Origin of the sequence: Mongoliitalea lutea, assembly GCF_014652135.1 — a bacterium.
GTDB classification, from domain to species: domain Bacteria; phylum Bacteroidota; class Bacteroidia; order Cytophagales; family Cyclobacteriaceae; genus Mongoliitalea; species Mongoliitalea lutea.
In genome coordinates, this window is record NZ_BMYF01000013.1 from 25,746 (window position 1) to 38,341 (window position 12,596).

Annotated in this window: 13 protein-coding genes; 4 read left to right on the forward strand and 9 right to left on the reverse strand. The window is 40.0% G+C overall.

The window, feature by feature from the left end; translation table 11 throughout:
- Positions 1 to 111 precede the first annotated feature (111 nt).
- The 3 genes from IE080_RS11300 to IE080_RS11310 are packed head-to-tail and all read left to right on the forward strand — an operon-like array spanning position 112 to position 2,912.
- Positions 112 to 990 (forward strand): DUF58 domain-containing protein, encoded by an 879-nt coding sequence (locus IE080_RS11300; RefSeq protein ID WP_189582300.1) that lies wholly within the window; start codon positions 112 to 114, stop codon positions 988 to 990.
- Positions 983 to 1,879, forward strand: a complete 897-nt coding sequence (locus tag IE080_RS11305; RefSeq protein WP_229800602.1) for a hypothetical protein — start codon at positions 983 to 985, stop codon at positions 1,877 to 1,879. The genes IE080_RS11300 and IE080_RS11305 overlap by 8 nt, the downstream gene beginning before the upstream one ends.
- A complete protein-coding gene (locus IE080_RS11310) occupies positions 1,866 to 2,912 on the forward strand; it encodes a vWA domain-containing protein (protein WP_189582303.1) in 1,047 nt (348 codons plus the stop codon). The genes IE080_RS11305 and IE080_RS11310 overlap by 14 nt, the downstream gene beginning before the upstream one ends.
- Here IE080_RS11310 and IE080_RS11315 read toward each other — a convergent pair.
- The 6 genes from IE080_RS11315 to IE080_RS11340 all read right to left on the reverse strand — a co-directional run bounded on the left by IE080_RS11315 (position 2,874) and on the right by IE080_RS11340 (position 9,226).
- The gene (locus IE080_RS11315; protein WP_189582306.1) at positions 2,874 to 3,806 is read right to left on the reverse strand and encodes a sensor histidine kinase; all 933 of its coding nucleotides are present in this window, start codon (positions 3,804 to 3,806) and stop codon (positions 2,874 to 2,876) included. The two genes, IE080_RS11310 and IE080_RS11315, sit on opposite strands and share 39 nt — an antisense overlap.
- Positions 3,807 to 4,294: 488 nt before the next feature.
- Positions 4,295 to 5,293 carry a 4-hydroxyproline epimerase gene (locus IE080_RS11320; RefSeq protein WP_189582309.1) on the reverse strand — a complete coding sequence of 333 codons (999 nt, stop codon included), beginning with the start codon at positions 5,291 to 5,293 and terminating at the stop codon, positions 4,295 to 4,297.
- A 66-nt stretch (positions 5,294 to 5,359) separates the two neighbouring features.
- Entirely contained in the window at positions 5,360 to 5,749 is a 390-nt protein-coding gene (gene vapC / locus IE080_RS11325; RefSeq protein WP_189582312.1) for a type II toxin-antitoxin system VapC family toxin, read from the reverse strand.
- Complete coding sequence (locus IE080_RS11330; RefSeq protein WP_189582315.1) at positions 5,746 to 5,940, reverse strand: type II toxin-antitoxin system VapB family antitoxin; 195 nt, start codon at positions 5,938 to 5,940, stop codon at positions 5,746 to 5,748. Before IE080_RS11330 ends, vapC begins: the two co-directional genes overlap by 4 nt.
- Positions 5,941 to 6,017: 77 nt before the next feature.
- On the reverse strand, positions 6,018 to 7,469 hold the full coding sequence (locus tag IE080_RS11335) for an aldehyde dehydrogenase (NADP(+)) (RefSeq protein ID WP_189582318.1): 1,452 nt from the start codon (positions 7,467 to 7,469) through the stop codon (positions 6,018 to 6,020).
- A 287-nt stretch (positions 7,470 to 7,756) separates the two neighbouring features.
- Positions 7,757 to 9,226, reverse strand: a complete 1,470-nt coding sequence (locus IE080_RS11340) for a TolC family protein (RefSeq protein ID WP_189582321.1) — start codon at positions 9,224 to 9,226, stop codon at positions 7,757 to 7,759.
- Between the two features lie 163 nt (positions 9,227 to 9,389).
- On the opposite strand from IE080_RS11340, the gene IE080_RS11345 reads away from it, so the two are divergent.
- Positions 9,390 to 10,154, forward strand: coding sequence for a class I SAM-dependent methyltransferase (locus IE080_RS11345; RefSeq protein ID WP_189582324.1), 765 nt, complete (start codon positions 9,390 to 9,392; stop codon positions 10,152 to 10,154).
- Here IE080_RS11345 and IE080_RS11350 read toward each other — a convergent pair.
- Genes IE080_RS11350 through IE080_RS11360 form a run of 3 tightly spaced genes read right to left on the reverse strand, consistent with a single transcriptional unit; the run spans position 10,149 to position 12,591 of the window.
- Positions 10,149 to 11,102 carry a glycosyltransferase gene (locus IE080_RS11350; RefSeq protein ID WP_189582327.1) on the reverse strand — a complete coding sequence of 318 codons (954 nt, stop codon included), beginning with the start codon at positions 11,100 to 11,102 and terminating at the stop codon, positions 10,149 to 10,151. The genes IE080_RS11345 and IE080_RS11350 overlap by 6 nt on opposite strands.
- On the reverse strand, positions 11,102 to 12,067 hold the full coding sequence (locus IE080_RS11355; RefSeq protein ID WP_189582330.1) for a glycosyltransferase family 2 protein: 966 nt from the start codon (positions 12,065 to 12,067) through the stop codon (positions 11,102 to 11,104). The genes IE080_RS11350 and IE080_RS11355 overlap by 1 nt, the downstream gene beginning before the upstream one ends.
- An 8-nt stretch (positions 12,068 to 12,075) precedes the next feature.
- Entirely contained in the window at positions 12,076 to 12,591 is a 516-nt protein-coding gene (locus IE080_RS11360) for a DUF4199 domain-containing protein (protein WP_189582333.1), read from the reverse strand.
- Positions 12,592 to 12,596 lie beyond the last annotated feature (5 nt).

The window sequence follows — 12,596 nt, forward strand, 5'->3', positions numbered from 1 at the left end:
TGGACTTCTCTGCAAAAAACTCCTAAATCTTCTTAATAAACTCACCAACCATCCCCAATCCATTTTATATTTCAAAAGACTGCCTTAAATTAGGCATCCGAAATTGATTCCATGAACCAACTACTGAAAAAACTTCGCAGGTACGAAATCATGCTTCGCAAGATAGCTAATAATCACCTTCAAGGGGACTATCAGTCTGTATTCAAGGGTTCGGGATTAGAGTTCGATGACCTGCGCCCTTACCAATATGGGGATGACGTGCGGACCATCGAATGGAAGGTTTCCGCCAAGGGCCACGGCACTTTCGTCAAAACCTTCAAAGAAGACAAAGATCAATCTGTGTACTTCTTATTGGATATCTCCGGTTCACAAGATATTGGAGATCCTAGAAGAAAAAAAATAGATGCTGGTAAAGAGATCGCAGGAGTGTTGACATTAGCTGCAATCCATGAAGGTTCCCAGGTTGCACTCTTGTCTTTTTCGGACAGGAAGGAGAAGGTAATCCTTCCCGGCAAAGGCCCCAAACAAGGCGTAAAAATCATCCAAGGCATTTTCAAACATGAAAATAAATCTCTGAAAACCAATCTTTCGGAGATGTTTATATTTGCCCTCAACCTGATCAAAAAGCGTAGCATCATTATTGTGATTTCTGACTTTATCGATGAGGGCTATGAAAGGCCTTTCCGTGCAATGGCAGAAAAACACGATGTAATTGCTATTCAGGTAACAGACCCACGGGAAGCCCAACTTCCTTCCCTGGGAATTATCCCTATCTACGATAAAGAAGAAGGGAGAGTCACTTGGGTGAATACCGCATTCGGGTCAGTTTCCAAAAAAATAGCCAATGCCTTTACCACCGAACGAGCAGATCTGCAGGAGCTCTGCAAAAAAAATCAAATCAACTACTTGGGAATAGACACCAAGGAAGATATTGTCCTTCCCTTGATGGAACTCTTCAAGAAGCGTAACCGTACGATGAAACGTGGCTAAACTAGTATCCATTATCGCATGCATCCTTTTTACTTTCGCTTTGCCCTCATTTGGGCAAGAAGTGAAGGTGGATGGCTATTTCATGCAAGATTCTGCCAAATTGGGCGAACGAGTTGCCTATGTATTGAAAGCGACCTACCCACGAGAAAAGAATATCGTGTTTGCAGACACCACCTTTGATTTCGGACCTTTCGTTTTGTTGGAAAAGAAATCATTTATATCATCTACCACAGATGGTATCACACTCGACTCCGCAATATATTTCGTTTCCAACTTTTCTTTAGATCCTGTCAGCTCATTAGCTGTACCTGTTTACGAGGTTTTCAAATATGACAGTTTAAAATACTATCCAGAAGAAGCATCTATCAATTTACAGCTAACCATCGCGGAAATCCCACAGGAACCGATATTTCTACCCAACAATGTCTATCAGCCGATTAGTGGAGATTTTAATTATCCTTTACTCATCGGTGTGCTAGTGGGCATCGCTATACTTGCTGGAATTGTTATTTTCTTCTTTGGGAAGCAACTTGGTCATCAGTGGCAACTTTGGTTGGAGAAGAGGAAATACAAACGTTTTGAAAAGCGTTGGGAGGAAGCACAAACGGCTTTTGCATCCAATCCGAGTACAGAAAATGCAGATCAATTACTTGGCTTATGGAAAGCCTATATGGAACACCTCAACCAAAAGCCATTCTCCGATTGGACCACGACCGAAATCGCCGATTTCTTAGAAAACAAAGATATCATTAAGGATTTCCGTGCTATTGAACTGATTATCTACGCAGGCAAACAAGGAGAAGATCTTCCACGTGCCTGCCAAAACTTAATGAGCATCTGCACGAATTCTTTCCAACAAAAAATCACGAGTACGGATGAACGCAAGTAATGTAGGAGAATTTTTTCAAGCGCTGTGGTTTCTACCGGATACATTCCGTGGATTTGATTGGGAAAATCTTTGGGCCCTCCATTTACTTTGGGCGGTTCCCATGCTATTGCTCCTTCGGAAGTTTATCAAATTTCTAAAAAACCCTGTTTTAGAACTTTCTCTCCCCGGCTCTGTAGCACAAAATAATCCTTGGACGTATTTACGATTGATTCCAGGAATCATCTTCCTTTTGGGGCTTTGGATGATTATAGTAGCAATAGCCCGTCCTCAAAAAACAAATGAGCGCGTGGAGCAATACACGGAAGGTATCGACATCATGCTGGTATTGGACATATCAGAATCAATGGACTTGCAGGATTTCCGTCCAAATAGGTTGGAAGCAGCCAAAGAGACTGCAACAGACTTTATCAACGGCAGATTTGGCGACAGGATTGGTATGGTGATTTTTGCTGGTGAGGCTTATTCACTAGCCCCCTTGACGACAGATTATAAACTCTTGACCGACCTGATCAAAGATATTGGTTTCAATATGATGGATGCCAAAGGAACGGCTATTGGTTCGGCCATTGCTGCTGGTACCAATCGTATGAGGGAATCAGAAGGAAAATCCAAGGTTATGATCCTCTTATCGGATGGGGAAAATAATGCCGGTAACGTGGACCCAATCTTCGCTGCACAATTGGCGGCGGCCTTGGACATCAAGATTTACACCATTGCTGTGGGTAAAGATGGTATGGTCCCTTATGGCGTTGACTTTTTTGGCAGACCAAATATGATTGAAAGTTACCTGGACGAAACCACCTTGAGAGACATCGCCCGTATCGGTGGCGGTGAATTCTTCAGAGCTTCTGATGGAGATGCACTCGAACAAATATTTGATCGCATCGATAGCCTGGAAAAAGCTGAAATAATTGAGTCGAGATATAAGGAAACAGTAGACTTCTACCGTGTATATCTTTTTTGGGGAATCGTATGCTTCTTAATTTGGCTAGGACTAAAAAGTACCTTTTTCAACAACTTCCTGTTGGATTAAAGATTTCTCAAGAATAAATGTGGTCCCTTTATTTAATTGAGAAGTGAAGCTTAACTCAGCACCGATTTTCTCCGCTAAAGATTTGCATAAGTACATACCTAATCCTACCCCTTTTTCATTGGATGTACCGACAGTAGATTGCACTTTAAATTTAAACAATTGAGAAGCTTTGTTTTCATCCATACCGGGACCTTCATCCTGAATTTCCCAACGAAGCATTTCACCTGTTTTCATTAACCTTACAGTCAACCGGCTGGACATTGGGCTATATTTGATTGCATTATCCAACAAATTTCGAAGGATAACTTCCAGTTCATTCAACTCTAACTTCATTTGAAGTGTTAGATCCAATCCATTTACCTCAAACGAGACAAGAATACCTTTTGCTTGAATTCTTGATGAAAAAGCTGCAATTAAACCCTCCGTAAATTCTGATGGATTGAATTGTCGCAGCTGTTTCTGAGCTTTACCTGAACCCAATTCCGCCAAAACAAACTCTAGCGTATTTGTCAAAGTCTGATCTATTTCTTTGTATTGTTGCTCTAATCCATCAACAACTTCTCTAAACTCCTCGGGCTTTAATTCTTGTTTTTTGATTAATTCAAGAATTTGACCAGTGGATTTAATAGGACCTCTTAAGTCATGGGCGAGAATCCCAAGTAATCTATTTTTACCATGATTAACCTCTTCAAGTGTTTCCACTTTTTTATCTAGTTCTTTGAACGCATTTTCCAGCAAAATACTTTGCTTAACGTAATTTTTAGCAAACAAATCATTTACAAGAAAAACAAAAATGGCACAACCCCAAAAAGCTCCAATATGATCAATAAATAAACTTGTAGAATCTTCATAACCATTGGTCACCTCTTTCAAATTATAAATATCAAGATACATAATTATAAAATGGGTTATCAAAAGAACAGCCAACCATGTATATTTTAAATACCCTGAAAAAACCAGAGTCAAAACAAACGTCATAATAAAAAATCCATAATTAGTAGGCCCTGTATATCCTCCATTGGTAAAAAAATTTAAAATTAAGATAGAAAGATTCATCACAATTAATCCATTGACTACAGCAAATGAATTTTTATCATGTTTTAATAAAAAATAAGACCAAACAAACAATGGCAAAAAAAAGAAAAAAACTAATGCAGGAATCAGATTACCTATGGATAGATTAAAAATACCAAAAGAAAAAACAAGTAAAATGCTGAAAAAAGACAGTTTTACAATTAACTTTTTCTTTATCCTAAAAATCTGAAGATCATTCAATTCCTTAATTGTTTCCATGTAATATGAAAGATACTAGAAAGAATTTAAATCAAAAATCTTTGTAATTAAAGATTAGACTCACAGTAAGCGAAATTGATTAATTAGTATTAAATTACTTGAAAACCATGCACATAAGGATCATCATCATCAAGAATAATCATATTATAACCATAAATCTTCGCCCAACCCTCTATACTGGGAACAATGGCTGGCTTCCCTCCTATTTCAGTCACTTCTTCAATTCTACCTGTAAACTTTGAACCTATGAAACTTTCATGGATAAAATCATCCCCGGGTTTCAGCCATCCCTTGGCATGCCATTGGGCCATTCGGGCAGAAGTCCCTGTACCACACGGGGAGCGGTCAATTGCTTTTTCTCCATAAAACACCGCATTACGCGCTGTACTTTGTTCGTCTAATGGTTTACCTGTCCAAAGCACATGAGATAACCCTTGAATCTGTGGAAATTCAGGGTGAATAAATTCATATGTGGCATTCATCGCCCGCCGTAGATTTCGGGCCATTGAGATCAGTTGTTCCGCTTTGAAGTGTTCCAATCCCGGAAAATTTTCCTGAGGGTCTACAATGCCATAAAAATTCCCTCCATAAGCAACATCTACGGACAGTTTACCCAATTCATCAATTTCAATTTTCAAGGCTTCTGCCGCTAAAAAGCTTTTGACATTCGTCAATTTAACAGAGGTTACCTTCTTCCCTTCCTGCTTATAACTAATCAACACCAGTCCGGCAGGTGCTTCCATTCGTAACAAACCCGGTGTCTTGGGTGTAATCAATCCCTCCTCAATCGCCACGGTTATTGTTCCGATGGTACCGTGCCCACACATAGGCAAGCAACCGGAGGTCTCAATAAAAAGCACACCAAAATCATTGGCAGGATCATGTGGAGGGAATAACATGGAACCGGACATCATATCATGGCCCCGTGGCTCAAACATGAGGCCTGTCCGTATCCAATCGAGGTTTTCTAAAAAATACTGTCGCTTTTCCAGCATAGAATTCCCTTCTAAAAAAGGAACTCCACCTGCAACCACCCTCACTGGATTCCCACAGGTATGAGCATCAATACATTGGAAAGTTTTTTTCATATATTAACTAACTTAATCAATTTCCCAGGATATCTAAATCATAAAGAAAACTCAAAAATATTTTATTCAAACTACTTTCAGACCTAAATAATTTGTCAAATATTCAAAATCTCTATCGGCGTGTAAAAGCCTTATATCATTGATTATACAAAAGCTGCCAATAATCACATCTATAGTTTTTCTAATCGTAACCCCTTTTTTTCTTAAAATCCTATAATTCTCGGCAGAAAAAAGAGCGACATCTTTAGAGCATAAATTGTAATAAGGGAGAGACTCTAGAGCCTTTTTTGCTAATTGAAAATGTGAATCGTTTTTAAATCCTTGTAATACTTCTACCCAAATTAAATCCCCCGAAATAATAATCTCTTTTCCTAAGAGGTCGTATAGTTTATTAACATGAAAAAGATCTTTCCCATTAAAAAAATCGATCCAAACAGATGAATCTACCAAAATCATAAATCTCTTCTCATTGTTTCAAGATCACCTTCCCACTTCAATTTACCTTTCAAGTCACGAATTTCCTTTTGAAGAGAAAGATTGATAATTAATTTTAATGCTTCTTCAATCGTTTCTTCCTTAGTTTTCAAGCCAGTTAATTCCATTGCTTTAAAAATTAAGTTCTCATCAATTTCAATTTTGGTCAACATATTGGCTAAATATTTATTTAAATATACAATAATTTAAAAAACGACAAGAATTTTTCAAAGTTGTCTTTTCATCATAGTTAACATTTCTCAAACACTCCATCAACCATTCTCCAAATCCCCATAGGGTTGTCATTCCTTAAAGCAAGCGGAAGAAGTTCTGACGGCATATCCTGATAAGCTATTGGACGTGCGAAACGTTTGATAGCATATGCCCCAACTGAGGTAGAGCGGCTATCAGTGGTGGCAGGAAACGGCCCTCCATGCTGCATCGCATACCCGACCTCAACACCCGTGGGTACTCCTTTAAACAAGAGTCGACCACATTTTTCGCTCAAGAGTTGGATGATAGATTGATGTAGACTCAATTCCTCGCCCTCTGCCCAAATGCTGATGGTCAGTTGACCATGCAAATGATTAGCAACTGCGACTAAGTCTTCTACTGACTCGTAAACCACCATCATCGCAAAACACCCAAAGACTTCCTGCTGAAACAAGTCATCTTTCAACCAGTCTTCCACTTGAACCTGTGCTAATGCCGGATAGGCTTTGATCATGTCTTGCTGGGTAGCTACCTGTAACCATTGAAGCTCCTCTTTCTTGGATAATTGACTCAAAGAAGCATAGTAGGCAGATGCTATCCCTTCATGCAACATCGCAGCTGGTATAACGGAGTCCAACTCCTGCTTGATCGACTCTCCGAATGATGCCGCATGCCTTGCTGGTACAAAAATCAACCCTGGATTCGTGCAAAATTGCCCTGCACCCAAAGTCAATGATGCTGCAAATTGTTTAGCAAGAGTAGCAGATTCTTGCTGAAGCTTTTCTTCCAATACAAAAATGGGATTAACAGAGCCCATCTCCGCAAAAACAGGAATTGGTTCTTCCCGTTGTTGGGCAGCATCAAATATAGCTTTACCACCTGCCAATGACCCTGTAAATGCTACTGCCTTGGCAATGGGATGACTAACTAAAGCCTGCCCTGCTGCAACCCCACCTTCCACATGGATAAACACACCCTCAGGCATCCCACTAACTTGAATGGCCTCTTGAATGATTGCTGCCACCAATAGCGATGTTTGTGGATGGGCTGGATGACCTTTATATATGACCGAACAACCTGCCGCCAATGCCGAGATAGTATCCCCTCCAGCCGTGGAAAAGGCCAATGGAAAATTACTAGCCCCGAATACGACTACCGGTCCAAGAGGAGTCAGCATTCGCCGTATGTCAGGCTTTGGAACTGGACTTCGCTCAGGGTCTGCCGTATCAATGACTGCTTCCACCCAAGAACCTTCGAGTAAGAGTTTGGCAAATAAGCGTATCTGCCCCACTGTCCGCCCCAATTCCCCTGTAATCCTTCCTTCAGGCAAATTAGATTCTTGACAAGCAATGGCTATAACCTCAGCTTTCCTTGCTTCCAAACCCTTCGCTGTTGACGCTAAAAAATCCGCTCGTTTTTGGAAGTCCAATTGCTTGTACTGCAAATATGCTTGCTGGGAGGTAGTAAAGATGCTATCGAAATTGGTCATAAGTACTGGTAATTGGTGATTGGTTGATTGAATTATGAATGGCTGAGCGAAGACGAAGTAAGTGCCGAGAAACTATAATATAACTATCCTCTGAAAATGGTTCAATGGTGGTTAAAAATACAATTTTATTTTAAAAGACTGAGTCTTTCTACTAGATAATTGGCTCAATTTCAATAATAGATTATCCAATAACGTTCTTATTTTCTGACATGACAATCTTGCTTATTGTCTCTTACTTCTTGGCACATTACACTAACCTCTAAACTAATCACCCAATCACTAATCCCCTACACCCCAGGTTCATACAACAGAACCCCGCTTTCAAAATCAAACAAGGTCAGCTGTCTCAATTCATAATAGGCTAACCAATACTCCCTAAGTGCCCGGATATAGGCCCGTTGGTTGCTGTCTTTGTCCCGCTGAGCAATATCCAAATCTGTGAGGGAAACATTTCCTGTTTGATAACGCTTTAAAGCAGACTCATAGCGCCGCTGAGCAACAGATGATGCGGTTTTTGAAATATTCAATCGCTCCTTCAGTACCTCAAAGTTTTTGACCTTTGTGAAAATCTCTTGCTCAAAATTGATTAAATCCTGCTCTACCGTGTATTCTACCAAATTCTTGTTAGCCTGAGCCAATGACATCCTCGCCTTGTTTCTACCCCAATCCAAAATCGGAACTGATACCGCCAAATTCACCAAGGCCTGCGTATTGGGATTGGTATAAATCTCTCTCCAGGTCAATGCTGCATTATTAAAACCATAGCTTGCAGACAAGTTTACCTGAAACTGCTCTCCCCTAGCCTGTGCCAACTGTGCATCTGCCTCCGTCCTGCGTCTATCAAAACCCAAAGATTGAGCCCTGTTTTGGTAGGCATATTCCAAAGCCATGTTAACGTCCACCAAAAAGTCATTGATATTTTCTGGCATTTCCAAGGTAATATCTGCACTTTCACTAAATCCCAAATTACTTTTCAATGCTAAGGCACTCGTTTCCATGTTTACTCTGGCTTGGGCTGCTTCCTGCTTGGCTGTAAGAAAATTCAGCTCTGTTTGTAGTAATTTATCTTCAAAAGTCACTCCCATCTCGTAGCGTGCACGCTCAATCCGCAGAATTTCTTCATTATTGGTCAAATTAGCCATAGCAATTTCATAATTGACTTGAGCGTCTAGGAGATCAAAAAACAAGGAAGTAGAAAATGCACTCAAGCGTTCCATTTCTTCTACATATTCACGTTTGCTCTCCTCAAAAATCAAAGGCTCAATCTTCTTATCCCACTTGAAGCGATTATAAGCAAAGATTGGCTGATCCAAACGCACATTTACCGGCACTCCCTGCCAACGGGTAGTGGTACCACCCAAACTCTCAAAATTATCAAATCTATTGGTAGAAGTATTGACGGATAATAGCCCGCCGGTAGGCGCAACCACTTGCTGCAAACCTAGCCCTACATCCATGAAATTCTGTCGGATATCTAAAAATTGAATATCCCCATCCGGCTGGGTAATTGCCGAAAATTCCTGCCTGAAACTCGGTAAAATCCCATTCAAACGTAATTGAGGATTGTAATTGGATCGAAAAAAGCGGTACCTCCAGTACATATTTTCTCGTTGGGTTTGAATCCGAAGAGACTCTGGAGACAGGGATTTAGCCCTAGCCACCACTTCTTCTAAATTATAGCGGATTTTATCCTGTGCTGATACCGGACTAGCTATCCATAAAAAACCTATGATGCAGAGTGTAAACAGTTTCTTCATATCATTCTCTAATAGTTGATTAGCTGATTTGGCTTACAATATCGCATTTTTTATCAATTACCGAACGAATTAGTCTTAAAAATTCTTAATATCCAAAAATCACCCCTTAGAAAATGAGTAGTTTGGTTAGGCTTTTCTGATTTTTGAACAGTAATTTGCCCTTATGAAAGCAGTCATCAGTTTTGTTATCCGGTACATTCCAAGAAAATACTTACAGCTCGTTTCTCATTTTTTTCTTCGCGTATTGGCTATTTTTTACACGGGGAGTAAGGTGCAATGCAATGTTTGCGATAGCCAATTCCGGAAATTCCTTCCCTACGGAAGGAAAGCGAGGGAAAATGCCCTGTGCCCAAAATGCTTAGCTTTGGAAAGACATCGCTTAATGTGGCTGTTTCTGCAAAAAGAAACCAACTTTTTCACGGCTCCTTTGAAAGTATTGCATATTGCTCCTGAACTATGCTTCATCGAACGCATGCAGGCTTTACCAAACTTGGAATACATCACAGGAGATATTGAGTCTCCTTTGGCAACTGTCAAGATGGATGTCCATCAAATCCCTTTTGAGAACAATTCTTTTGATGTGGTTTTTTGCAATCATGTGATGGAACATGTGGATGATGATATCCTAGCTTGTAAAGAAATTAATCGAGTACTGAAACCCAATGGCTGGGGAATTATCCAAAGCCCTATATATGATCTTAAAGAGACCATTGAAGACAAAAGCATTACAGATCCACGTGAACGAGAGCGCCTCTTTGGGCAGCGGGACCATGTACGGAAATATGGAAAAGACTATGCAAGCCGGTTGAGTCAATCAGGATTACTTGTCGAGGAAAACCTATTTGTACAACAGTTGGATCCACAACTAGTCATACAACATGCCCTCCCTCCTCAGGAAATTATTTTCTACTGCAAAAAAGGTTTATGATTTGCGCAACCACGCCCAGGCTAGACCTTTTGCATAAGCTGATAATTGAGCAATAGCAAGCGGTATGGCTAGTAAACCAACAATAGGATTATTGTATTGGATCGTTGCTCCGTAAAAAATCAAGCCTAACCAAAAGCTAAAAACTAGCAATTGCAAATAAAAAAGCATAAGTGATAACCATGGCATCACTAGCATGGACAAGCAAAACAGTAAAAATGCCAGTGGCAGCAAATGCACCAATTTAATTGCTTCTGGGTGATAGGTAGATACATTCACACGATTCCTACCAAAGCTAAATCCCTGCCGGATAAAAGGCAGTATACCCGATTTCCGCTTATGATACACAAAAGCATCGGCAATCAACTCTAAAGTAAACCCTGCCTTTTTTATACGGATACTTAGTTCTATATCTTCGCCCTGATTGGGATCTATAAATCCTCCTGTTTTTTGGAAGACCTCCCTAGAAAAACCCATATTATAACCCCTCGCTTGGAATTTACTTGGATCCTGCAACTTTCCTCGGATTCCTCCGGTGGTCCAAAAAGATGTCATGGCATAATCCATGGCTTTTTGAAGGATGGAGAAATTCTCGTGGGCAGCATCCGGCCCTCCAAACGCATCCAACCTTCGTTCCCGAATTGCTTTTGCAACTTTGGTCAAATAATCAGCGGGAATGATACAATCAGAATCGAAAAAGATAAAATAATCTCCCTTTGCAAGAGCCGCACCTCTATTTCTGGCAAAGCCTTGACCAATATTTTCAATCCATTGATAGGTGACTTCAAGTTCTTTTTCAAAGGCCCTTACGATGGATTCACAGGTATTTTCGGAACCATCATCCATTACAATAACCTCAAAATTGGCTATCTCTTGCAACCGTAAACTTTCCAATAATTCCCGGATTTCATCAGGGCGATTATATACCGGTATGATAATGGAAAAAAACATCAATCGTTGAAGTTAAGCTTGGACTCAATGGTATAATCAGCTTTTCGACTATTATTGGAAGCCATCAATTCTGCCAAAAAGCCAGTCAAAAACAACTGTACACCCACAATCAACGCAACCAACGCCAAAAAGAATAGCGGTTGTGCAGTGATCTCTCGTACGGGTAATTCATTGGCAATTCCATGGATTTTCTTTCCAATCAGCCAGAGGGTAATGAAAAATCCAGATAAGAAAGACACTGTACCAAGGGTACCAAAAAAGTGCATGGGTTTCTTCTTGTAACGCTGTACAAAAGAAACGGAAATTAAATCCAAGAATCCATTGATGAATCGCTCCCAACCAAATTTGGTTACCCCATATTTTCTAGGACGGTGTTCGACGACCTTCTCTCCGATTTTGGTAAATCCCTGCCACTTGGCTATCAAAGGGATGTAGCGGTGCATTTCTCCATAGATGTGGATGTTTTTCACCACTTTTTTATTGTAGGCTTTCAAGCCACAATTAAAATCATGCAGCTTGATGCCCGAAATCCAACGGGTCACTCCATTAAAAAACCGAGAAGGTATAGTTTTGCTAATAGGATCCAATCGCTTTTTTTTCCAACCGGAAACTATTTCATAGCCTTCCTTCTGAATCATGTCATACAAAGCGGGGATTTCATCCGGGCTGTCCTGCAAATCTGCATCCATGGTAATTACCACCTCGCCTGTTGCCACTGCAAAACCCATATCGAGGGCAGCAGATTTCCCAAAGTTTCTAGCAAAGGAAATGGCTTTTACCTGAGGGTCAAGCTGGGCCAACTTTTGTATTACATCCCATGAAGTATCACTGCTTCCGTCATCAATAAATAACAACTCATACGCAAAAGAATGATCTGTCATCACCCGCTGCAACCAATTGTATAACTCGGGAAGAGACTCCTCCTCATTGAAAACAGGAATGATGACAGATATATCGGTGTGCATAGTGAAAATTAATAATCTTCAGTTTTTTTGTTGATAGATGCAGCAATTAATCCTAATATCAAAAATCCAAATATCGCACCAAAAACAGTAGCTAATGCTAAGAACTCAGGGCTCATTAAAAACGAGACAAATTCAGGTAAATTATCAATATCAACTCCAGCCTTTTCTTGAGCATCTAGTTGCTGTTCTGTATACCAATCTAAGAATCCAGTGTCAATAATTGTTATATAAACATAGTATCCTACAGCTCTAATTACTCCCCCTAATAATCCAATTAGGGCAACAATTTTAAACCCTTGGCCAAACTCCAAAAAATCATTATTACCAGTCCTAAATTCTTTCGTTGCTAAAAAATAAATGGAAAAAGCAATTGAAATATTTAAGACTGATGAAACTACTGTAGCTGTAGTCCCCAAGGTATGTAATTCAAAAATAATTGACAGGATCGCTACAATTAACCCTAAAAGGCCATAAATAAGACCCCATTTTTTGACGACATCACCGATTGTTAGTTTTTCTTCCATAAGGC